Source organism: Bacillus sp. 2175 (assembly GCF_057812155.1).
The window spans coordinates 1253791-1275594 of the sequence record NZ_CM173819.1 but is presented as its reverse complement, the minus strand read 5'-3'; the positions used below and the strand labels follow the sequence as shown (position 1 = coordinate 1275594).

The window sequence follows — 21804 nt, the reverse complement described above, 5'->3', positions numbered from 1 at the left end:
TCCATTATGGGAACTTTTTATGAAAGTTAATCCACTTTATTTACGCATAGTTTTTTCTTATAACAGCAACACTTTTAACAAGGAGGTGTTATTCATTATGGGTAAAGATCGCCAAGAACGAAAACTACGAGAATCACGCCGCGTTGAATCCGATCGTGATCAATCACTACAATATCCAGGTGCAACTGGACTTGATACACCAGAACAGGCTCGAAAACAAAACCAGCACTAATTAATGCAAAAAGACGGTTTCGATATTGTACGAAACCGTCTTTTACATAATCAGTTTAATGTTTTCTATTTATATTGAAATAATATTTCACACACTATATCCTCCCATTACTTCTTTTTATCTTCACCTATTCCTATTAAAAATTAAGTTCTCTCCAGTAATTCGACAACACACCATCTACATTTTTCAACCCTTTTTCAATTGCAATTTTTACGAAATGATATTTTTATATAATACTAATTCCTTTCTCCACTTTATATTACGAAAAAGAATAGAACAAAAAAAATCAACCGAACGGTTGATTTTTTATCTCCTACTATAATGCGCAGTATCAATACCACGCTGCATTAACCAATGATACGTTTCACCCTTTACAACAAGAGGTACAGATTGCAACTCTTCTATCGTTTTCGCACCAAGAGCTGTCATTATAAATTTCAAATCTGTATGTAGGAGCTCAATTTCATCCACTAACTTCTCGATACCATCTTGCATTAAAATACGTAAAAAGTAACCAGCAAACGCAGTTGTATTCGCCCCTAATGCGATCGCTTTCGCTACGTCAAGCGCTGTTTGTATGCCCCCAGATGCAATAAAAGAGAGGTTATTATTTGTAGAGGTTGCTTCAATAATCGAGGTTGCTGTTTGTATGCCCCAGTTATTAAAATAAGAAAGCATTCGCTGTCTTCTTTCATTTTCAACAGCAGCAAAATTCGTACCACCTTGCCCACCAATATCAATTGCTGTTACACCTACGTTCGCTAACTGCTGCACTGTTTCCTTACTCATCCCAAATCCAACTTCTTTTACAATGATAGGAACTTTACTATTTAAAACAATTTTCTCAATGCGCTGAAGTACTCCAGTAAAATCACGGTCTCCTTCTGGCATCGTTAACTCTTGTATGACATTTAAATGAATTTGCAATGCATTCGCTTCAATCATATCAACGGCACGCTCTGCCTGTTCGATAGTTGCCTCACTACCTAAATTAGCAAAGAAAATACCATTTGGATTTACCTTTCTGATCACCTTATAAGAAGCAGCTTCACTTTCATCTTTTAACGCCGCCATTTGCGAACCTACAGCCATAGCAAGGTTATGATGTTTCGCTACATATGCTAATTGCTCATTAATATGTAACGTTTTCTCTCCTCCACCACCAGTCATCGCATTGATAAAAATCGGCGAACTTAGTGAAAGTTCGCCGATTTTTGTTTCACATGTTATTGTGTCATAATTTGAATTTGGCAAGCTTTGATGCACAAAATCAATATCATGAAAGCCATGCGTACGAGACTGACCAGTAGAAAGAGCGTATTCAATATGATCTAATTTACGTTTTGCCCTTACCACTTGTACCCCTCATTATTTCTTTAATTTTTTCAGTTGTTCACCAATAATATCACTTAATTGGAAAGTAGCAGAATCAGCATTTGGCTCATACTGACTATAATCTTCAGTTACATTATTTTCCTCAAGCGCTTCTTTTATACTTAAAGAAATACGTTTCTCTGCTACTTGAACTTCAAGTACTTTCACTTTTACTTCTTGTCCCATTTCCAATACTTCATTCGGATTTTTCACGTGACGATTTGCAATTTGAGATACGTGTACAAGTCCTTCAACGCCCGGTAAAATCTCAACGAATGCACCAAATGTAACAAGGCGTTTTACTACTCCCTCACGAATATCTCCAGCTTTTATTTCGCCAGCAACGTTTTCCCAAGGTCCTGGTTGAGCTGCTTTAATTGATAAAGAAATACGTTGTGTATCAGCATCAACAGATAACACCTTTACCTTAACCTTTTGACCTTGCTCTAACACTTCAGAAGGTTGCTCTACACGTTCGTGTGAAATTTGTGAAATGTGAACTAAACCGTCCACTCCACCAACATTAACGAATGCGCCAAAGTCAGTTAATCGTTGTACTGTTCCTTCAACAACGTCCCCTTCTTTTAATGAAGAAATTGCTTCTTTTTTCTTAGAATCTAGTTCTAATTCTACTACCGCTTTATGCGAAAGGATTACACGATTTTTTTCACGGTCTAATTCAACAATTTTCACCGCTAATGTTTTACCTTTATAGTCAGTAAAGTCTTCTACATAATGTACTTCTACAAGTGAAGCTGGAATAAAACCGCGAACACCAAGGTCCACAACTAATCCGCCATTCACAATATCTTTTACAGTAACATCAAATACATGACCAGAAGTAAATTTCTCTTGTAGTTCTACCCATGCTTTTTCTGCATCAACAGCACGTTTAGATAAGACAAGATCATCTTCTTCTAATTTAATAATTTTCAACTCTAGTGTTTGATCTAATTCTACAACATCGCTTGCTTTTTCAATATGAACGTTAGCTAATTCACTAATTGGAATTACGCCATCTGTTTTGTATCCAACATTTACAAGCACTTGTTTCTCTTCAACCTTCGTTACAGAACCTGTAACAACGTCACCAACTTGTAATTCTTTTGAATCCATAACTTCTTCATTCATTTTCTCTACCATGGAAATACCTCCCTACAGAATTGACAAAGCATTTTTTATGTATATACGAAATGAAAACAAAGTTTTCATTTGCATGTTTAAGAATTTCTCATCACATACTCTTTTTCAATAACATTCACAAGAAAATATATTAAACCTATATAAATAGTATACAGCAAAACCAGCTTGAAAAAAGTATGTTTTGAAATATAATAGCGAATATATTCTGACAGTTTTATTCCTCTTTAACTAACTTCTTACAAATCAGCTCATTTGTCAAGGAAAGAGACTCATAATTCACGTATCCTTTACATTTCTATTTAAACAAAAAAAGAAAGAGGATTATCCCCTTTCTTTATTTCGCAAACACTCCAGAAACAATGCTCATAATTTTTTGGACAACTTCTTCAATTGATAAAGAAGTCGTATCTAATTCCAATGCATCATCAGCCTTTTTTAGTGGAGAAACTTCGCGTTCTGAATCTAATTTATCACGCTGAGCAATTTCTTCTTTTAGCTGCTCTAAATTAGAATCGAAACCTTTATTTAAATTTTCTAAATGCCTTCTTTCCGCTCTTTCTTCAACAGAAGCAAGCATAAAGATTTTCACTTCAGCATCCGGTAATACATGTGTACCAATATCACGGCCGTCCATTACAACGCCGCCTTTTTTCGCTAACTCTTGCTGACGACGTACCATTTCTTCACGAACAAGGCGATGTTTCGCTACAATAGATACTCGATTCGTCACATCAGGTGTACGAATTACTTCAGAAACATCTTGTCCATTTAAAAATACAAGCTGTGTATTTTCTCCTTGCTGAAACTCAATATTTACATTCTTTACAACTTCCATTAACTGCTCTTCATTTTCAATGTCTACTTTTTGTTCAAGGGCTGCATATGTAAGCGTACGGTACATTGCGCCTGTATCAATATAAACATAAGAAAGTTCCTTCGCAACAACTTTTGCCACTGTACTTTTCCCTGCAGCTGCTGGACCATCTATAGCAATTGAAATTCGTTTATCCATTGTAACACCTCATTTTTTCACTTATAAAACAAAACGAAAAGCAGGTGTTCACCCTGCTTCTTCTCATTTGCTTCGCGTCATTAAATCCTCAATTATTGTAGCATAATCCTTCATAGAAGAAAATGAAAACTACCGATTCACCTGCAAGATTTCCACTTTGTTTTTTACCATAACACCCTCATAATAAACGATTTTAGATAAATATTTCACTGATGACTTATGTATAAATAACAATTGTACAACAGAAAGACAAATGAATTGTATTATTAATATACGAATAAAAATTCTCTCCATCTTTTTCACCGTAATTTCTCCCTCCTATACTATATTTGCACATTTCGTTTCGTAATTTTATACATCGTACATATAGCAGTTAATTTTATTGTCATTTTCGAGGCATACTTTTATACATTTCCATTGTCGAATTTACTCAAAACATGTTATGTTCTAAATGTATTTTTTTACTTGAAAGGGGTATAAGCATTGAAAAGAATCCTAGTTTTACACACAGGTGGAACAATTGCAATGGAGGAAGATAAAGAAACTGGGGTCGTACAACCAGGTAAAAAAAATCCTCTTTTAAAATTCATTCCTGATTTAGAAGGCGATGTTGATTTAATCGTTGAAGATGTGTTCCATCTACCATCTCCTCATATGACACCGAGCGAAATGTTACAATTACAAGTCATCATTGATGAAAGAGTAAAACAAGACAACATTCATGGCGTAGTTATTACGCATGGTACGGATACATTAGAAGAAACAGCTTATTTCTTAGATTTAACAGTACAAGCAACTATTCCGATCGTAGTGACAGGTGCAATGCGCTCTAGTAATGAGTTAGGTGCTGATGGTCTATATAACTTCTTATCAGCTGTAAAAGTTGCTAGTTGTGATGAAGCTGCAGAAAAAGGTGTTTTAGTCGTATTAAACGACGAAATTCATTGCGCTACAAATGTAACGAAAACACATACAAGTAATGTCGCAACATTCCAAAGTCCACAATACGGACCAATTGGAATGGTAACAAAACGCGGCGTTGTCTTCCATCACGCTTTAGTACATCGCGAATCATATACGATAAATAAAGTGTCTAAAAATGTAGTTGTTCTAAAAGCATATGCTGGCATGGATGATACATTATTAGCAGCAATCGAAAATCTTCCTGTAGACGGCATTGTTATCGAAGCTCTTGGACAAGGTAATCTCCCTCCAAGAACACTACCTAGCCTAGAAAGATTATTAAATAAAGGTATTCCTGTCGTATTAGTTTCTCGCTGTTTCAACGGTATCGTTCAAGACGTATATTCGTATGAAGGTGGCGGTAAACACTTAAAAGATATGGGCATTGTATTCACATACGGCTTAAATGCACAAAAAGCACGCATTAAATTACTTGTTGCATTAGAGAATACAAATTCTCATGAATCCATTCAAAATATGTTTATGCACGAATAAAAAGGAGCTGTCGAGATTTTCCCGACAGCTCCTTTTTATTTTTCTCTTGATGCAATGGTTTGCGCAATCGCATCTCCATGAAATCTACCGTTCTCGATAAATATTTCATTTGCATTATTTCCAGCAGCAATGACACCTGCAATGAAAATATTTTCAGCATTCGTTTCCATTCTATCCTCTGTATAAATTGGACGTCCTGTTTCTTCATCAATCTGAACACCCATCTTCGTTAAGAAGCTATGATCAGGATGATAACCAGTCATCGCAAATACAAAATCGTTTTTGATTGTAAAAGCTTCACCATCAACTGTAAACGTTAATGTATGCTCAGTAATCTCTTTCACATGAGCTCCAAAATGCATTTGAATTGTACCGTTTCGTACTAACGCCTCAAATTCCGGCAAAATCCAAGGCTTTATGCTTGGTGAATACTCACTTCCACGATACAGTACCGTTACACGTGCACCAGATTTAACAAGTTCTAACGCGGCATCTACACTCGAGTTTTTCCCACCTATAACTACTACATCTCGATCAAAATAAGGATGCCCCTCTTTAAAATAGTGAGCTACTTTTTTCAATTCCTCACCTGGAACATTCATATAATTTGGATTATCATAATATCCAGTTGCTACAACAATATATTTCCCTATATACATTTCCTTACTTCCATCACGCTTTGTCGTCTCAACCTGAAAAACTTCTCCATCTTTTTGAACTTTCTCCACTCGCTCAAAAGCATTTACACGTACAGATTTACGTTTTACTACTTCACGATAATACGCAAGCGCTTGATTTCGAAATGGCTTACGATTTTCTGTAATAAAAGCTACATCACCAATTTCTAATTTTTCACTAGAAGAGAAAAATGTTTGATGAGTTGGATAATTATAAATGGCATTTACAATGTTTCCTTTTTCAATTACTAACGGATTTATCCCTACCTTTTGCAACGAAATTGCAGCCGCTAATCCGCACGGACCGCCTCCGATTATAATAACTGTTTCTTTCTGCATACTCGTCCACTCCTAGTCTTCTACCAATGCACTATTTATAAAAACAAGAAAAAACCTACTTACAGCAGTAGGCACCTATCTTTATTGTATTCATTTTTCATATATTTGTCATCTAAACGAAACGTACATCCGATAGACATCTGCTAAAAACTGCTGAAATTTAATACCTTGTTTCCCTAATACATTCTCAGGATCAATCTTTCTAGCTGGATCAAGCGTTTTATGTGACACGATATCTTTTTTCGGATTTAAGCCAAAGTTTTGGCATAAATACGCATGATACCATGTAAAACGATTATACGCTTCCCAAAAGTTAACATCACCACCATAACAAAGTTCCACTCCAATGGCCGCCTTATTCGCGTCATAGCCATATAAGTCATTATCCGTCGGCACACCATATCGAACATGATACGCAACTTCATTTATAGGAATAATCTCCAATATTGTTTTATCATCTATAAATGTATGTGCCGAAGCTTTCGGTTGTAATTCATTAAAGTAATCTCGATTGCCTATCGCATTGCTTCCAGGATTCCCCGTATCATGGCTTACGATAAATCTCACTTTAGTCAGAGGAATCCCCGGTCGTGAACTTCCATATCCAATATAATTGCGCTCTATAGGAAACATCGCCATTGCTACCAACTCCCGCTCTAGAAGATTACCTTACTTCCTTATATATGTATTCGGTAGCAATGTCCTTATCGCATATTTCTTACGCGAAGAGAAAATCGAAAATATTTGAAGTGAACACCATAAACAACAAGATACTTACAGCCACTCCATAAAAACCGTAAAACCAAACACAATCTTCTTTCGTATCTAAACCGAAAAATTTATTTACCGATTGTAATAATGTGCCACGCTTGCTTTGTTTGTTTCGTAATACTTCCACTCGCTCTACAACATCTGCTGGCATCATAAATCTTTGGTCTACTGTCATTTTCATCATTTATCTCTCCTTAAAATCATTTCCGTTTTGTTTATCTAAGGAGAGTATAGCGCGTTTGTTCGCATAGAACAAGCGTTCTTTTTTATTTTTATTTTATTTTATTTTTCAGCAAGCCAAGTAAAAATTGAGATTACAACGGCAATAATCGGCCCTACTACAACCACACCAAATATCAGAAACAGTAGCCCTTCCCCGAACATCCGAACGGTACTTATTTTGCGAGCTTTCATCGTTCTTGCGAGTTCTCCCTCTAACCTATTAACCTTTTCTTCTAATTGTTCTACTCGTTCCAGCATTTCATTCTCCATATACAACACCTCATTTAATACTTCAACAAAAAAACGTGATTCCCTCGAAAGGAAATCACGTTTTCTCAAGATATAATATTTTATACCCAACCTCTGAAGCGGCTTGCTTCAGCCATTTTACGAACACCAACCATGTACGCCGCTAAGCGCATGTTCACTTTACGAACTTGTGCTGTTTCATAAATAGAATCAAATGATCTTACCATTACTTTTTCTAAACGTTGTTCTACTTCTTCTTCAGTCCAGTAGTAACCTTGGTTATTTTGTACCCACTCAAAGTAAGATACTGTTACACCACCAGCACTTGCTAACACGTCTGGAACAAGTAAAATTCCGCGATCTGTTAAAATTTTAGTCGCTTCTAATGTTGTTGGACCATTTGCTGCTTCAACAACGATTTTCGCTTTAATATCATTAGCATTTTCTTCTGTAATTTGGTTCTCAATTGCAGCTGGAACTAAAATATCGCAATCAAGTTCTAACAATTCTTTGTTTGAAATTGTATTGTTAAATAGCTTTGTTACTGTACCGAAGCTATCACGACGGTCTAATAAATAATCAATATCTAATCCATTTGGATCATGTAACGCGCCGTAAGCATCTGAGATTGCAATAACTTTCGCACCTGCATCATGCATAAATTTAGCTAAGAAGCTACCAGCATTACCGAATCCTTGAACAACAACGCGTGCACCCTTAATATCAATGCCACGTTTTTTCGCAGCTTCGCGAATACAAATTGTTACACCTTTCGCTGTTGCTGTTTCACGTCCATGTGATCCACCTAATACAAGCGGTTTACCTGTAATAAATCCTGGTGAATTAAATTCATCAATACGGCTATACTCATCCATCATCCATGCCATAATTTGAGAGTTTGTGAATACATCTGGAGCTGGAATATCTTTCGTCGGTCCTACGATTTGACTAATTGCTCGTACATAACCGCGACTTAATCTTTCTAACTCACGGAATGACATTTCACGTGGATCACAAATAATTCCACCCTTACCTCCACCATATGGTAAATCAACAATACCACATTTTAAACTCATCCAGATTGAAAGTGCTTTCACTTCATTTTCTGTTACATTCGGATGGAAGCGAATCCCACCTTTCGTTGGACCAACAGCATCATTATGTTGTGCACGATATCCTGTAAATATTTTAACAGTCCCGTCATCCATACGAACTGGTATTTTCACTGTCATCATACGAATTGGTTCTTTTAATAATTCATATACTTCGTTTGGATAACCCAATTTTTCTAACGCTTCACTAATAACAATTTGTGTTGAATTCAATAGTTCAAAATGTTGTTCCCTTTGTTGTTGTGTTTTTGTTTGAGTTCCCTTTTCGGCTACCATAGTAAGTAAACCCCCTGTAATTTCACTTGTTTAGTAAACCTTCATTGCCTAGTATACACCCTTAAATTTGGAATGCAATAGAAAACGCTAACAAATATATACAAACTATTTTCTGTTGCAAGCGTTTTCACTATTATTATAGTCCTTTTATTACTTTTAGAAAAGTAAAATACTTAAATATTTAAATATTTTTTATTTTCATCAACCACACTCCCATAAAACTGCATATTTTATTTTCAAAAAGTATGTTCGAGTATTTACAATCATCCCTTCCCTTCTCCAAATAAAAACAAAACCTCAGCTATGTTGTATTAGCTGAGGTTTTGTTTTTTCACGAAGTAATTGTGTATTTGCTCTATCGCGTTAACATCCATTAATTCTTTACCGTACTCCATGATGCGATAAATGGTTGCTGTAGACGGATTACCGTATTCCGCTAAAATAGCTATAAAATCCGCCTTTAACAATTGAATTTGTTCCTCTTCTTCCACCCAAAGATAGAAGCGCTCATCCCACGTATATAGCTTTCCGCCAGTTACACCAAGGTTATATAAGCGATTCGACAGGTTAATTACGTCATCTAGCGTAGCAAACTCATATAATATATGCTCACTTTCATCTAGAGTCACTTGCATTTCAATAAACTCGTCACGGAACTCATCATCTGTATCCATTTCTTGATTTTCTTTCGTTACAATTACAACCATCCCTTGTGCTTGTAGAGAAAACACTTCAACTGCAATCGGACCATCTGCTTCAAACCCTAATTCCTTATTTGCTTCTTGCATCATATCACGAAATAATTGCTGTACTTTCGGTGCATTTCTCCATAAATCTTCTTTCGTTAATCCTCGTTCAGATAAATCATCAAATGTTAGAAAAATTTTTATCTTATTGTAATTTAATCGTTCCAGCCTCATCTCATACCCTCCCTACGTAACCAATGCATCTAATTTTTATTATATGAAATAGAAAATAGATGGTTCTTTTCGAACAACTATTCCGACATTTTTAACCATCCATCCCATTCTTCTTTCGTATCACCAATTAAGATTGTTTCAATGTCCAACTGGTTTAGAACGCCTAGCTTTCCGATAAATCCAACTAAAAGAGATTCCCTTTTTTCTTGTAATAAATTTATAAAGTTCATCGTCTTTTTCATTTCTTGTTCGTCAGCAAAAGATACAAATACATATTTCGGCTGTATTTCCTCTACCGCTGATAACATACCATCTTCAGCTAAGCTTGTCCTAATATATATCGCCTCATATCCTTTTAAGCGTAAATAAGTTGAAAAAATAAATCCTTTCAATGCATCCTTTTCTAACACAATAACTTTGTGTAAAGAGGAAAACATTGAGGCATTGTGATACACCATCCCTAGACGCATTTGTAAAAATGATAGTGCATATTGAAATTGCACCATTGAAATCTCATTATTATTTTTTGACGTTAATAATTTGTCTGTCACTCGAAGAACAATACTGGCAACAACCTTCTCTGTTGAATATATACTAAAAGCTTCGTTTAATAATGCAGCAATTGTAATTTCATCAAATTTTAACAAAGCTTGTAGCAAATCGTCCACTAAAACAACTTCTTTATCGAAATGTATCTCTTTTTGAACTGTACTCTGCAAACGATTCTCTTCTAATAATCGAACTGCTTGTCCAATCATCATACCGGAAGAAACTTTTTCCATTAACCATTTTAAAATTTGAATATGCTCTTCTGTATATAAACGATGCCCAGCTTGATTACGCTTTGGGGCAATAATTTGATATCGTCTTTCCCATGCACGAAGCGTACTCGGCTGAACTCCAATTATATTCGAAACGGCTTTTATATTATATTTCCCACTAAGAGTTGGCATCATTTCCCTCCGCACAATGTAATGATGTGTGTTTGAGCAGGTGCTCGGAAACGAAGTGGTATCAATGTTGTTCCATACCCATTACTAACAAAGAGAATCGTATTTAAATGGTTATATACGCCACCTTTTAAATATTTTTTAGATGGGAATAATCGGATTTGCCCTCCATGCGTATGTCCACTTAACACAAGTGAAATCTGTTCATTTCCAGACATTTTTTTTATTATATCAGGGTTGTGACTAACTAGGATACGAAAACCATCTTCTTTACAATCCGCCAATGCCAAATCTAGACGATCACGGTGCAATCCAACATCATCTATACCGAGCAAACAAATTTTCTCTCCTAATTCAGACTCAAATACCACTCTTGTATTATCTAAAACTTTTACGTTATTTTCTAATAATAACGCATCTAATTCATGATATTCTATCTCATAATCATTGTTTCCCCACACAAAATATACAGGAGCTATCTCTCTTAACTTTTGAATATTCGCAGAGATTTTTGATAAAGAGACACCTTTCTCTGCTAAATCTCCTCCGATAATTACGAGATCTACTTTTCCTTTTACTTGTTCAATTAACAAATTCGAAATGACTCTTCTATGAATATCAGAAATAAAAAACACATTTACTTTTTGAAAACTTTTCGGAAATTCTTTAAATACTAAAGTATGTTCCAACACCGTATTACGCATCGCTTCTTTATACATCACAAGAAGCAATAAAATCCCCATGCCTATGAGAGTACTGAATAATATAATCCATATCATATTTTTGACTCCCCTCCTCATAAAGATAATCCTAGGCTTTTATAACAAACTGTGATCGCTTAACTCACTAGCTTTCTTGCTTTGCGGACTTATCTTTTATCGGAATTTTTAATTCTTGACCTGCACTCACTTCATCTTCTTGCAAGTTATTATACTTTTTAATTACTTCAATTCCATTTCCATCTGAAAAATATTGCTTCGCTATACTTTCTAAAGTTTCTCCCTCTTTCACAGTATGCGTTATTACTTTTTCAGAATGTTTCTGCGACTCAGATTTAGCTGAATCAAAGAAGATTACTTCAAACGCACTTTTTCCGGCATTATTACTATCACCCTTCACCTGAATATATTTATCCGTGTACCACAAAATACTAATTGGCAGCAGAATGAATAGAAATGTTAAAACCCGGACGAAAATGTGATTTATTTTAAACTTTTGTTTTTTTTCTTTATTTCTATGAATTTCACTACGCGGCGGTAAACTTTCTTTTTCTTCCACTCGCTCAACTTCTAATTCCTCTTCAAAATCAGGAATTCGTTTCCTCATGTTGTTCACCACCACCTTCCATTTATTTTCTTAATTGGAGTCCCATTATAAAATCAACAAGAAAGTGTGCAAAGATTGTTATAAACAAATTTCCTGTCCATTCAAATACATAACCAAAGACAAAACTAATGAAACAGACGAAACAAAACAAAAATGGCTTTGTTATATAACGAATATGTAACACTGCAAATACGAAGCTCGCAATTACAATTCCAAAATGAGTCTGTACTACACCTCTAAATAAAAATTCTTCTGCAAAACCAATTAAGAACGTAATAACGAGTAAATGCAGAACGGACATTCCTCGAAACATCTTATCGTTAATACCACCATCATCAAACCAAGACTCCGGAAACACTCGCATTGCAACATAATCTAATAACACAATACCAATCGCTAACAAACCACCTATAATAAGTATAGATACTGGTTCCCATTTCCATAAATTAAAGACTTCTTTTACATCTTGAAATAATATATATGCCAGTAAACAGCCAATACCGATAATAATTAACTGTGTTATATATAGATTCAGCCTTATTTCCTGCGGACTCATATCTTCAACATTATGCCTTTGAATGTTCATCATTCCTCCATCTTTTCTAGGCCGAAAAGCTTTTGTAACTCTGTTTCCCAATTATAGTCGAAATCCGATTGTTGCGCTCGTCTTTTTTTATAATCTTCTTTTGTAATACCGCAATAATCGCAGCAATTAATTAACTCTTGCTCTTTCCTATAACCGAACTGTTGCAGCACATATTCACGTCTACATCCTTTAACTTGTATCCATGACTTCATATTTTCTAGCTCACTATATTTATTACGCAACCTTATTTCTACTTCAGCTATTAATCGGTTCATAATTTCATCTGACAAACCTTCTAATAATAATCTTCGTTGTTGTATAATTCCAACCTGTTCGAGATGATAACGAACGAAACGCCAATATTGCTCATTAAATCTTGCTGCATTATAACAAATTTCTTCTACATCTTCTATTGGTAATTCTTTCGTTTGAAACATTCTTTCTTGTAGTAAAGAAAATAAAAATTGTATTTGTGACTTACTTGGCAATTCATCCTCAATGATTGAAATTGGTAAATCATGATCCAACGGACTACATAATAAAATAGCTATACTCGGTTCGCCATCTCTTCCAGCTCTTCCGATTTCTTGTAAGTAAGAAGCTATATTAGTTGGATAATGAAAATGAATAATATATCGCGTATTCGCCTTATTTACCCCCATACCAAATGCACTTGTGCATATTACAAGTTGCAGTTGATCGTTCATAAACTGCTGTTGAATTAACATACGCTCTTCATGTTCCATACCACCATGATAAAAAGCTACACCAGTAACACCTTTTCCTCTCAAGTATTCCGTTAACCTTTCTGTCCACGCTCTACTTGAGCAATATACAATCCCCGGCCCTTGTAAATACATCACCTGCTCTAAAAGCGCCTCTTTCTTTTCTTCTATCGTCTCTACAAATTGCACATCCATTGCAATATTAGGACGGTCAATAGAGTATACATGTTCTGCGGCACCCTTTAAATTTAAACTATTTGCGATATCCTGCAGTACCCCTTTTGTCGCTGTGGCTGTCAATGCTAATACTGTAGGAGAACCAATATTTTCAATAACTACATTTAGTTTTTTATAGTCCGGTCTAAAATCATAACCCCATTGAGAAATACAATGAGCCTCATCAACAACAAATAATGAAATATGAATTTTCTTCAATTCCTTAATTAATAACTCCGACTGTAACATCTCTGGTGAAACAAAAATAAATTTATATGAAGATAATTTTTTCATCGCTTCTCTTTTTTCATTTAATGTCCGAAAACTATTAAATGCTATTACTCGGTTTTTCACAACATACTTTAATTGTGTCACTTGATCTTCCATTAAAGATAATAACGGTGATACAACAAGCACTGTTCCTTCTCGCATAAGCCCCGGAAACTGATAGCACATAGATTTCCCTCTTCCAGTCGGAAGCATTGCTATCACATCTTTTCCTTCTAATAAATCTGTAATAACTCCTTTTTGACCTGGACGAAATTCAGAATATCCAAACCACTTATATAAATATTCTTCAAGTTTCATTTACACCCTCCATCCGCGCTAATACAAGACGAACTTCAAAATAAGAGATATCTTCTCCAACCGCTTGTTTCAAAACACGTAACTTCCGCGTTTGCAATGCTTCAATTACTTTTATTACTTTGTCTATCTTTTCTTTTTCCATAAACATTTCAATAGAAAAATCTTTTTCTCGCAAAGCAATTTCAACAAAATGATCTTCTATCGTTGCAACCTTTAAATTCCGAATCGTCGCTATTTCTTCTAAAGAACGTCCTTGTCTCCAAAAATTATATGTTTTTTTCGTGGATAAACTAAATAATTCAGCTCTCTCATTTGGATAAGATATAATTTCAGCTAATAGTGGAAATTCATTTTCTTTATCACGAACTTCTTGTATAAAGAAATGCATTGTACCCCAAAATAAAAAATACACCCTGAATATATCTTGTTTCGTAATTTCTGCTAATTGTTGCAATGTACAACCAATACGTTCATAACCCGTTAGTCGATATGTTACAATCGTCGCTTCTATCGTATTGCTCTTTTCTAAAAGATTATGTACTTCCGTCCATAGTTTTCTCGCCAACTCACTTCTCTTATATGGTATTCCTGTTAGAAAACGTTTCACCCACATCATTATTTCTGTATCTTGCTGAATTGGGATAAACTTCGTATTATTCTGTTGTAAATTTGATATGGTTTGAATAATTAATGATAATCTTTTCCAAAATGTTTCACCTAATTCACCATAATGTAAACCATGCAAATGCGCCGGAAAAGCATAAACTTCCCCCCATTTATGTAACTGCATTTTACCCGTAGGTGTTAACACATATGTATTTTCATGTATTTCTTGAATAAAATTCGCTTGCAACAACTTTGCAACTTCACCATCATAGTCATTTCTATTCAATGATTTATATATTCCGAACAAAAAAGAAATTCGGAACATATTTCCATCTTGTAAAGTTTGCGAAGAACGTTTGCCCTTTAGTAAATAATAAATAGAAGAAACGGTTCTTTCACCATTCAATTGTTTTAAACAATGCAACAAAGTATATTGTATTTGCATGACCGCTTCCACCTTCCAATCTTAACTTCATTCTTTTCAGTACAATTACACTATCTACTTTCGCTCATTAAACTTATCATATAAGAACTATATACTTGTATATATTCTATTGTATCAAACGAAATCATATTTACGTATTTTGAAAATCTTATGACATAATTCAAAAATAAGTTGACACTCTAATTGATAAGCATTATCATTATAATTTTATGTTGAAAAGTTTTACAAACCGTTTTACAATAAGGTTATAATTTTTATGGCGAGCTTTTCACATACATATTATCAGGAGGGAAAAAAGATGGCAAAATATACAATCGTTGATAAAGATACTTGTATTGCATGTGGTGCTTGTGGCGCTGCTGCACCAGACATTTATGACTATGATGATGAAGGTATTGCATTTGTAACATTAGATGATAACCAAGGTATCGTTGAAATTCCAGATGTATTAATTGAAGATATGATGGATGCATTCGAAGGCTGTCCAACTGACTCAATTAAAGTTGCTGACGAATCATTTGACGGAGACGCTTTAAAATTCGAATAGTCTTTTATTAACTTCAAAAAATGCCCCTCATATTGATGAGGGGCATTTTTTGTATCTAAATTTTATTTTCCTTAATAAAAAACCATTAGTAGTTTCACACTACTAATGGTTTATATATATATATATTATGCATTTTTCATTTTTGCAAACACCCATACTTTCAGGCGTGAGAATAATGCTACAAATACAATTGTTACAACAATCCCTTTAATTAAATTAAATGGTAAGATTGCCGTTACAACCGTTGTTCTTATAGCTTCGCTAGACATAGCCGGTGAATTTAAAAACCAAGTGTAAGCCGGGAATATGATGATGTAGTTTAATACACTCATAATAAGTGCCATTGTAATTGTCCCTAGCATTAATCCTGTAGTTAAACTCTTCACAGTACGATACTTTCTAAATAAGAAAGCTGCTGGTCCAATAAATAAACATCCTGCAATAAAGTTTGCAATTTCTCCAACTGGTACTCCCGTTAAACTTCCTTGAATCCCGTAATGTAAAATGTTCTTTATCGCCTCTACAATCACTCCTGCTACTGGTCCAAAGATAATTGCTGCAATTAGAGCTGGTACATCACTAAAATCAATTTTCAAAAATGGCGGAAGCCCTGGGAACGGGAAATCTAACATCATTAGTAAATATGCAATACTACTTAGCATCGCTACACTCACCATCTGCACTACACTGTTTTTTTGTTTCATCTTTCTCTCTCCTTTTCCATCGATCATCTCATGGAAAGTGGAAAGGTTCTGCTATGCCTATTTTTTCATAGAACGAAAAAACCCTTTGTGTTTTACACAAAGGGAGAATTTAAGGCACATCAAACAGACGTTCAAATCCATATCTTTTTTGAACGCTTGAACCTCCATCTTCTCCCATCCAGACTATACTGTCGGCTTTGGAATCACACCAAATCCTGCCTTAACGGCTCGCGGGCTTAGAACAAAATCATAAATAGTTCATCACCGCCGGTCGGGATTTTCACCCTGCCCCGAAGATAGACCGATATTCTATTTTCCCCTTCATTATACAACAACCTCATAACATTGTGAACTAAAAAATTGTAACTTATTTAAAATTAGTTATTTATTTTTCGTAACGACAAATAAATTGCGAGATATTTTACAATACAATCCATATTTTTTATTATTCGGCATTTCTCTTTTGAATTACCTAGTCATATATAATTAAAAGTGATAAGATATTGAATTGTTAAGATAAGAACATTTTCTGAGTTATGGAGGAAATGTCATGAAAAAAGACAAGAGACATTCTATTCGAGAAGCAATGAAAAAAAACTTAAGAAAAGAATACTTTTACTTAAAAAAAGAATTACTTTTCTACTGCCCAATTGATTTAGGCACATTCTCAAACGAGACATACTATGCTACTTTCGATGAAGATGGCATTAGTATTTATCAGTATGATAAAAAAACAGAAAGTAAATTAAAAATGTGTGAGCGTCATCCGTGGAAGAGTTGGAATAAAGTGAAGATTGATCACTATTTGACAACTTCTCAATTTATTTTTCAGGGTGAGCGAAATTGGATCTTATCTCTTTTTCAAAAAGGAAAAGAAGCTCAAAAAATTATTGAAGAGCATACATCTTTACAAACAGAAGTTGTTTCCCGCTCTTTCTTAAAAAAACTTCCTGGTTTTCGTTCTAATACACCACTGAATAAATACATCGGTAGTATTTGTTACACTGCACTTATTGCATTTTTATTAAAATGGATGATTCCATTTCAAGCACCACAAATCGCCCTGTATTCTATTTCGATTGGTTGTATGCTTCTTGGCCTACTTTGTTTGACAATCGGTTTAATTGAACCAACTATCGTACTGTTTCGAACAAAAGAGAAAACAAGAACAAAAGTTTTTTACTTATATAGCTATTTAGCTATTTCTGGATTTATATGTGTCTTTATTTTTTGGTAAAAGAAGCCGTCCCAAAATAAATTTTGGGACGGTTTTCTTTTAGATATAGATGCTCTAATTCACTCAATAGTTCTAGCAAAAGCGCCCATATAATTTCATTTACATTGAACCTTATTTAAGAAGAACATAAATTTGTTCAAAGTTTAATTTTTGAAATGTTTCCTTCACTTAACATATAATTGTTGATTAGGATAAATTAGCTCTTGCTGCAATCCATTTTTTTCTTTAATTTCCTTAAGTGTCATACTAAATTTCCGTGCAATACTAACTAAAGTATCCCCTTTTTGTACGACATATAATGATGAAGAAACAACTTCATTTCTTTGTTCATTTAAAACAAGCAATGGGTTCATCGCATTCTTTTTCGCCATCGTCCATCTTCCTTGATGAAGTTCTAGATGTAAGTGTGCACCTCGCGATTCTCCCGTGTTCCCTACTTCTCCAATTTTTTCTCCTTTGGAAATATAATCTCCTTGCCCCACATATCTCTTATTTAAATGTGCATATACAGCCTCATATTCTCCGTGTTTAATAAATACAACATTTCCATAACTACTTGAATAATAAGACTTCGTTACCCTACCATCTTGAATAGCTGCCACAGGCGTTCCAATCGGCGCAGCTACATCAATACCATAGTGTTTTCCATGCCTTGTCCCAAAATAATCACTTATCTGACCTTCAACAGGCCATGTCCATCGATTTTCTTCTGCATAAACATGTAATTGAGATACAAACAGCATACTCAATAACATGACGCCGCATTTTAAAACTTTCATATACATCCTCCGTTTTCTAATTACCACCATACCTTCTCTATTTTGGTATATTACAGAAAAAAGTATACAAAAAAAGAAAGTGAATTACTCCACTTCCTTCTCTTTCTTATCACGAAAAACTAATGCACTACGGTTATACTCCACATCTTTCACTTGTAATCGGGCATTTATTACTCGAGCTATCGCAAACAAATAATCAGATAATCTATTTACATACTTTAAGACAACTTCATTTATTTTCACTTCTTTTTGCAATGATACTATAGAGCGTTCTGCTCTCCTTACAACAGTACGTGCAATATGAATAATAGCCGCCGCCTCGCTACCACCTGGCAAAATAAAGCGTTCTAATGGCGGGGCTTCTTCTATATATAAATCAATCTTTCTTTCTAAACTTTCAACCATCTCAATTGTCACTTTATAAGGAATTTTTTGTTCCACTATTGCCAAGTCTCCTCCGCAATCAAATAGTTCATGTTGAATATTTTCGAGCTCATTGTAAATATCTCTAAAAGCCCCGCCTTGAACCTTAGTCATTGCATATCCAATATGAGAATTTGCCTCGTCTATTGTTCCATACGCTTCCACACGGATATCATCTTTATCAACCCTGCCACCTATTACACTTGTCGTTCCTTTATCTCCTGTTTTTGTATATAATTTCATTTCTTCACAGCACCCTCTCTTGTTATTCTTGATTCGACCAAGATAGAAAAAAGTTCTACCATTCTTTATTTAATTGAGTTTACAAAAAAATAAAAAACAGCAGAACTTTATTCATTATCAACTTTAAAAAAGCATATCTAAATTATACGATTCGGTAAATATACAGAGAATGTAGTTCCTTCTCCAACAACACTTGATACAGAAATTTTACCGTCATGGCCTTGAACAATATTTTTCGCAATTGCAAGCCCGAGTCCTGTGCCACCCTTTTTCCCACGTGTTCTTGCTTTATCAGCTTTATAGAAACGATCAAATAAAAATGGAATATCCTCTTCTGGAATGCCTACACCCGAATCTTGTACTTCAAAAATGAGGCCATTATTTTTCGTATCAATTACAAGCGTTACATGTCCACCCGCATTCGTATGACGAATTGCGTTATCAATCAAGTTCGTCAACACTTGTTCCATCCGATCTGCATCAAACGCATATTCTTCAATCTGATTCCGGAAATCAACTGTTAGTTCAACTTCTTTATCCTTTGCAATCCCTTGGAATTTACGACCAATTTTTTCCACAAACGGATGTATGTCCACTTCACCAATATGTAACTCTACGTGACCGCTTTCCATACGAGCTAAATCTAACAATTCATTTACAAGTTTACCTAAACGAACGGATTCATCATAAATGATTTGAACAAACTCATCTATTTCCTCTTTCGTTTGCACAATATCATCTAAAATCGCTTCACTATACCCTTGCAGCATGACCATCGGTGTACGAAGTTCATGTGATACATTCGCAATAAAGTCTTGACGCATTTTCTCAAGACGACGTTCTTCCGTCATATCTCGCAGTACCGCTACAGCCCCACGAATTTTCGTTTGATTGTAAAGTGGTGTCATAAGAACTACATAGTTCCCTTTTTGTAAATTAATTTCAACAACTTGTTGTTGCTCGCTTTCTACAACGAGATGGAATAGTTCCACAAGTTCAGAAGGTAATTTTTTACTTAACTCTATCTCTTTTTCTTCTTGCCAAACTTGTAAGAAATGTTCAGCCGGTGGATTAATAACTACGACTTCACCTTCTTGATTTAACGTAATAACTCCATCTGCCATACTACTCAAAATACTAGCTAACTGTTCTTTTTCTTGCTGCAAAGCATTCATATTAAACTTCAACTGTTTACCCATTTGATTTAAGGCCGTTGCCAGCTCACCAATTTCGTCCTGAGATACCATAGGAGCCTTCGCATCAAATTTCCCACGTGACACTTCAAAAGCAACCTCACGCATTTTACGAAGCGGTGCTGTAATCCGAGTAGATAAGAAGAACGCAAAGAAAGTTGTTAATATAATCGCAATCCCAGCGGCTAAGAAAATGAAATCAGTCGTTCTCTCCATATCTTTTATTGGCACTTGTAAAGATTCATATACGAACACTGCGCTTTGATTTTTTGATTGCACTGGTTTCCCAACGATCACAATATCATTTTCAGTGCTTTTATTCTTTCTACTATCAGAAGCTTTTCTAATGTTGTTCTTAATTTCTTTTTTGTCCGTAAAAACAGCGGCTAATTCTTTATCTTCTTTTAAATTATCCATTGTAAGGGTGACTAACCCTTCTTGTTTCGGTGAAGAAGAGATTTCCTTGCCATCTTCTACAATAATAATCCTTGAAAGTGGATCAGAGAATTTGTACGCGATGTTCTCAATCGTTTTTACATCGGCACCTTCTTCAATTAATTCCGTAACACTTGTTGCGACTTTTTGAAGTCTATTTTCACTCATATCAACATAATACGTTCTAAAAAATTGTGAAAGTAAAATCGCAACAAATCCAAGAACAAACGAAACGAGAAGTAATATGGTCATCCATAACTTCCCTACTACACTTCTCCAAAGCATCAGTCGTTCACAACCTCAAATTTGTAACCTACACCCCAAACAGTAACAATCATTTTCGCTGCATCTGGTGATTTTTTGCTTAACTTCTCACGTAAACGCTTTACATGTGTATCAACTGTACGTAAATCTCCGAAGAATTCATATTGCCATACTTCTTTTAACAGCTGCTCACGATCGAATACTTTATCAGGAGCTTTCGCTAAAAATAATAGTAACTCATATTCTTTCGGCGTTAAGTTTACTTCATTGCCATCTGCAGTAACACGGTGTGCATCGTTATCAATTGTTAAGTGAGGGAATACAGTAACATCTTTTGTCGTTGTATCTTGTGTAAAGAATGTTGTTGGTACAGCACGACGTAATACCGCTTTCACACGTAGCACGACCTCACGTGGACTAAACGGCTTTACAATATAATCATCTGTTCCAACTTCAAATCCTTGTACTCTATTTACTTCTTCACCTTTTGCTGTCAGCATAATAATTGGTGTCGCTTTCTTCTCACGAACCCCTTTACATACTTCAATGCCATCTTTACCAGGCATCATAAGATCTAATAAGATTAAATCGTAATCATTTTGCAACGCCATTTCTAAAGCTGTATCACCATTATCTGCTTCTTCAATCGTATATTGTTCTCTTTCTAAGTACATTTTCAATAAACGACGAATACGATCCTCATCATCTACAATTAAAATTCTTGATTCATTTTCCATCTCTACCCGCTGCGT

25 protein-coding genes and 1 riboswitch are annotated in these 21804 nt (G+C 34.9%); of the genes, 4 read left to right on the top strand and 21 right to left on the bottom strand.

The window, feature by feature from the left end; translation table 11 throughout:
* Positions 1 to 97: 97 nt before the first annotated feature.
* Positions 98 to 232: a YpzI family protein gene (locus ACXKY9_RS06940; RefSeq protein ID WP_000513900.1), complete on the top strand. Its 135-nt coding sequence runs from the start codon at positions 98 to 100 to the stop codon at positions 230 to 232.
* Between the two features lie 306 nt (positions 233 to 538).
* Here ACXKY9_RS06940 and ACXKY9_RS06935 read toward each other — a convergent pair whose 3' ends face one another.
* The 4 genes from ACXKY9_RS06935 to ACXKY9_RS06920 all read right to left on the bottom strand — a co-directional run bounded on the left by ACXKY9_RS06935 (position 539) and on the right by ACXKY9_RS06920 (position 4064).
* Positions 539 to 1588, bottom strand: a complete 1050-nt coding sequence (locus ACXKY9_RS06935) for a type 2 isopentenyl-diphosphate Delta-isomerase (protein WP_000251037.1) — start codon at positions 1586 to 1588, stop codon at positions 539 to 541.
* Between the two features lie 12 nt (positions 1589 to 1600).
* A complete protein-coding gene (gene rpsA, locus ACXKY9_RS06930; RefSeq protein WP_000229560.1) occupies positions 1601 to 2749 on the bottom strand; it encodes a 30S ribosomal protein S1 in 1149 nt (382 codons plus the stop codon).
* A 334-nt stretch (positions 2750 to 3083) separates the two neighbouring features.
* Positions 3084 to 3761 (bottom strand): (d)CMP kinase, encoded by a 678-nt coding sequence (gene cmk / locus ACXKY9_RS06925; RefSeq protein ID WP_000361252.1) that lies wholly within the window; start codon positions 3759 to 3761, stop codon positions 3084 to 3086.
* Between the two features lie 129 nt (positions 3762 to 3890).
* Positions 3891 to 4064 (bottom strand): YpfB family protein, encoded by a 174-nt coding sequence (locus tag ACXKY9_RS06920; protein ID WP_000738057.1) that lies wholly within the window; start codon positions 4062 to 4064, stop codon positions 3891 to 3893.
* A gap of 180 nt (positions 4065 to 4244) precedes the next feature.
* On the opposite strand from ACXKY9_RS06920, the gene ansA reads away from it, so the two are divergent.
* Positions 4245 to 5219, top strand: coding sequence for an asparaginase (ansA, locus tag ACXKY9_RS06915; RefSeq protein WP_000822026.1), 975 nt, complete (start codon positions 4245 to 4247; stop codon positions 5217 to 5219).
* Positions 5220 to 5254: 35 nt separating this feature from the next.
* On the opposite strand, the gene ACXKY9_RS06910 is transcribed toward ansA, so the two are convergent.
* The 12 genes from ACXKY9_RS06910 to ACXKY9_RS06855 all read right to left on the bottom strand — a co-directional run bounded on the left by ACXKY9_RS06910 (position 5255) and on the right by ACXKY9_RS06855 (position 15227).
* Complete coding sequence (locus ACXKY9_RS06910; RefSeq protein WP_001168510.1) at positions 5255 to 6235, bottom strand: YpdA family putative bacillithiol disulfide reductase; 981 nt, start codon at positions 6233 to 6235, stop codon at positions 5255 to 5257.
* A 108-nt stretch (positions 6236 to 6343) separates the two neighbouring features.
* Complete coding sequence (locus tag ACXKY9_RS06905; RefSeq protein ID WP_001240655.1) at positions 6344 to 6874, bottom strand: peptidoglycan recognition protein family protein; 531 nt, start codon at positions 6872 to 6874, stop codon at positions 6344 to 6346.
* Positions 6875 to 6953: 79 nt separating this feature from the next.
* On the bottom strand, positions 6954 to 7190 hold the full coding sequence (locus ACXKY9_RS06900; protein ID WP_001983018.1) for a DUF3961 domain-containing protein: 237 nt from the start codon (positions 7188 to 7190) through the stop codon (positions 6954 to 6956).
* A 98-nt stretch (positions 7191 to 7288) separates the two neighbouring features.
* Complete coding sequence (locus ACXKY9_RS06895; RefSeq protein WP_000426768.1) at positions 7289 to 7498, bottom strand: hypothetical protein; 210 nt, start codon at positions 7496 to 7498, stop codon at positions 7289 to 7291.
* 80 nt (positions 7499 to 7578) lie between these two features.
* Positions 7579 to 8865, bottom strand: coding sequence for an NAD-specific glutamate dehydrogenase (gudB, locus tag ACXKY9_RS06890; protein ID WP_000225173.1), 1287 nt, complete (start codon positions 8863 to 8865; stop codon positions 7579 to 7581).
* A gap of 311 nt (positions 8866 to 9176) precedes the next feature.
* On the bottom strand, positions 9177 to 9785 hold the full coding sequence (locus ACXKY9_RS06885; protein WP_001235402.1) for a genetic competence negative regulator: 609 nt from the start codon (positions 9783 to 9785) through the stop codon (positions 9177 to 9179).
* Between the two features lie 77 nt (positions 9786 to 9862).
* On the bottom strand, positions 9863 to 10738 hold the full coding sequence (locus tag ACXKY9_RS06880; RefSeq protein WP_001142724.1) for a MerR family transcriptional regulator: 876 nt from the start codon (positions 10736 to 10738) through the stop codon (positions 9863 to 9865).
* Positions 10738 to 11514: a metallophosphoesterase gene (locus ACXKY9_RS06875; protein WP_000637796.1), complete on the bottom strand. Its 777-nt coding sequence runs from the start codon at positions 11512 to 11514 to the stop codon at positions 10738 to 10740. The genes ACXKY9_RS06880 and ACXKY9_RS06875 overlap by 1 nt, the downstream gene beginning before the upstream one ends.
* Before the next feature lie 67 nt (positions 11515 to 11581).
* A complete protein-coding gene (locus ACXKY9_RS06870) occupies positions 11582 to 12061 on the bottom strand; it encodes a LysM peptidoglycan-binding domain-containing protein (RefSeq protein WP_001231552.1) in 480 nt (159 codons plus the stop codon).
* 22 nt (positions 12062 to 12083) lie between these two features.
* On the bottom strand, positions 12084 to 12647 hold the full coding sequence (locus ACXKY9_RS06865; protein WP_001025780.1) for a CPBP family intramembrane glutamic endopeptidase: 564 nt from the start codon (positions 12645 to 12647) through the stop codon (positions 12084 to 12086).
* A complete protein-coding gene (gene recQ, locus ACXKY9_RS06860; protein ID WP_000762965.1) occupies positions 12647 to 14176 on the bottom strand; it encodes an ATP-dependent DNA helicase RecQ in 1530 nt (509 codons plus the stop codon). The genes ACXKY9_RS06865 and recQ overlap by 1 nt, the downstream gene beginning before the upstream one ends.
* On the bottom strand, positions 14166 to 15227 hold the full coding sequence (locus ACXKY9_RS06855) for a YpbB family protein (RefSeq protein ID WP_001167013.1): 1062 nt from the start codon (positions 15225 to 15227) through the stop codon (positions 14166 to 14168). The genes recQ and ACXKY9_RS06855 overlap by 11 nt, the downstream gene beginning before the upstream one ends.
* Positions 15228 to 15525: 298 nt before the next feature.
* Between ACXKY9_RS06855 and ACXKY9_RS06850 the strand changes: the two genes are divergently transcribed.
* Positions 15526 to 15774: a ferredoxin gene (locus ACXKY9_RS06850; protein WP_001151993.1), complete on the top strand. Its 249-nt coding sequence runs from the start codon at positions 15526 to 15528 to the stop codon at positions 15772 to 15774.
* 125 nt (positions 15775 to 15899) lie between these two features.
* On the opposite strand, the gene ACXKY9_RS06845 is transcribed toward ACXKY9_RS06850, so the two are convergent.
* Positions 15900 to 16478 (bottom strand): ECF transporter S component, encoded by a 579-nt coding sequence (locus tag ACXKY9_RS06845; protein ID WP_000810856.1) that lies wholly within the window; start codon positions 16476 to 16478, stop codon positions 15900 to 15902.
* A gap of 162 nt (positions 16479 to 16640) precedes the next feature.
* Positions 16641 to 16780: riboswitch (FMN riboswitch) on the bottom strand.
* Between the two features lie 248 nt (positions 16781 to 17028).
* Here ACXKY9_RS06845 and ACXKY9_RS06840 point away from each other — a divergent pair.
* Positions 17029 to 17715 (top strand): hypothetical protein, encoded by a 687-nt coding sequence (locus tag ACXKY9_RS06840; protein ID WP_000710839.1) that lies wholly within the window; start codon positions 17029 to 17031, stop codon positions 17713 to 17715.
* 164 nt (positions 17716 to 17879) lie between these two features.
* On the opposite strand, the gene ACXKY9_RS06835 is transcribed toward ACXKY9_RS06840, so the two are convergent.
* From ACXKY9_RS06835 to resD, 4 genes are all read right to left on the bottom strand, one after another.
* The gene (locus ACXKY9_RS06835; protein WP_000866125.1) at positions 17880 to 18494 is read right to left on the bottom strand and encodes a peptidoglycan DD-metalloendopeptidase family protein; all 615 of its coding nucleotides are present in this window, start codon (positions 18492 to 18494) and stop codon (positions 17880 to 17882) included.
* 84 nt (positions 18495 to 18578) lie between these two features.
* Positions 18579 to 19160, bottom strand: a complete 582-nt coding sequence (locus ACXKY9_RS06830; RefSeq protein WP_000781276.1) for a cob(I)yrinic acid a,c-diamide adenosyltransferase — start codon at positions 19158 to 19160, stop codon at positions 18579 to 18581.
* 137 nt (positions 19161 to 19297) lie between these two features.
* The gene (resE, locus tag ACXKY9_RS06825; protein ID WP_000964697.1) at positions 19298 to 21073 is read right to left on the bottom strand and encodes a sensor histidine kinase ResE; all 1776 of its coding nucleotides are present in this window, start codon (positions 21071 to 21073) and stop codon (positions 19298 to 19300) included.
* Positions 21073 to 21789: a DNA-binding response regulator ResD gene (gene resD / locus ACXKY9_RS06820; protein ID WP_000426861.1), complete on the bottom strand. Its 717-nt coding sequence runs from the start codon at positions 21787 to 21789 to the stop codon at positions 21073 to 21075. Before resD ends, resE begins: the two co-directional genes overlap by 1 nt.
* Between the last annotated feature and the right edge of the window lie 15 nt (positions 21790 to 21804).

Excerpts from the sequence above, each read along its gene's own strand:
- ACXKY9_RS06940 (WP_000513900.1), top strand. The coding sequence starts at position 98 with ATGGGTAAAGATCGCCAAGAACGAAAACTACGAGAATCACGCCGCGTT.
- rpsA (WP_000229560.1), bottom strand. The coding sequence starts at position 2,749 with ATGGTAGAGAAAATGAATGAAGAAGTTATGGATTCAAAAGAATTACAA.
- cmk (WP_000361252.1), bottom strand. The coding sequence starts at position 3,761 with ATGGATAAACGAATTTCAATTGCTATAGATGGTCCAGCAGCTGCAGGG.
- ACXKY9_RS06910 (WP_001168510.1), bottom strand. The coding sequence starts at position 6,235 with ATGCAGAAAGAAACAGTTATTATAATCGGAGGCGGTCCGTGCGGATTA.
- ACXKY9_RS06905 (WP_001240655.1), bottom strand. The coding sequence starts at position 6,874 with ATGGCGATGTTTCCTATAGAGCGCAATTATATTGGATATGGAAGTTCA.
- ACXKY9_RS06900 (WP_001983018.1), bottom strand. The coding sequence starts at position 7,190 with ATGATGAAAATGACAGTAGACCAAAGATTTATGATGCCAGCAGATGTT.
- ACXKY9_RS06895 (WP_000426768.1), bottom strand. The coding sequence starts at position 7,498 with ATGGAGAATGAAATGCTGGAACGAGTAGAACAATTAGAAGAAAAGGTT.
- gudB (WP_000225173.1), bottom strand. The coding sequence starts at position 8,865 with ATGGTAGCCGAAAAGGGAACTCAAACAAAAACACAACAACAAAGGGAA.
- ACXKY9_RS06885 (WP_001235402.1), bottom strand. The coding sequence starts at position 9,785 with ATGAGGCTGGAACGATTAAATTACAATAAGATAAAAATTTTTCTAACA.
- ACXKY9_RS06880 (WP_001142724.1), bottom strand. The coding sequence starts at position 10,738 with ATGCCAACTCTTAGTGGGAAATATAATATAAAAGCCGTTTCGAATATA.
- ACXKY9_RS06875 (WP_000637796.1), bottom strand. The coding sequence starts at position 11,514 with ATGATATGGATTATATTATTCAGTACTCTCATAGGCATGGGGATTTTA.
- ACXKY9_RS06870 (WP_001231552.1), bottom strand. The coding sequence starts at position 12,061 with ATGAGGAAACGAATTCCTGATTTTGAAGAGGAATTAGAAGTTGAGCGA.
- ACXKY9_RS06865 (WP_001025780.1), bottom strand. The coding sequence starts at position 12,647 with ATGAACATTCAAAGGCATAATGTTGAAGATATGAGTCCGCAGGAAATA.
- recQ (WP_000762965.1), bottom strand. The coding sequence starts at position 14,176 with ATGAAACTTGAAGAATATTTATATAAGTGGTTTGGATATTCTGAATTT.
- ACXKY9_RS06855 (WP_001167013.1), bottom strand. The coding sequence starts at position 15,227 with ATGCAAATACAATATACTTTGTTGCATTGTTTAAAACAATTGAATGGT.
- ACXKY9_RS06850 (WP_001151993.1), top strand. The coding sequence starts at position 15,526 with ATGGCAAAATATACAATCGTTGATAAAGATACTTGTATTGCATGTGGT.
- ACXKY9_RS06845 (WP_000810856.1), bottom strand. The coding sequence starts at position 16,478 with ATGAAACAAAAAAACAGTGTAGTGCAGATGGTGAGTGTAGCGATGCTA.
- ACXKY9_RS06840 (WP_000710839.1), top strand. The coding sequence starts at position 17,029 with ATGAAAAAAGACAAGAGACATTCTATTCGAGAAGCAATGAAAAAAAAC.
- ACXKY9_RS06835 (WP_000866125.1), bottom strand. The coding sequence starts at position 18,494 with ATGAAAGTTTTAAAATGCGGCGTCATGTTATTGAGTATGCTGTTTGTA.
- ACXKY9_RS06830 (WP_000781276.1), bottom strand. The coding sequence starts at position 19,160 with ATGAAATTATATACAAAAACAGGAGATAAAGGAACGACAAGTGTAATA.
- resE (WP_000964697.1), bottom strand. The coding sequence starts at position 21,073 with ATGCTTTGGAGAAGTGTAGTAGGGAAGTTATGGATGACCATATTACTT.
- resD (WP_000426861.1), bottom strand. The coding sequence starts at position 21,789 with ATGGAAAATGAATCAAGAATTTTAATTGTAGATGATGAGGATCGTATT.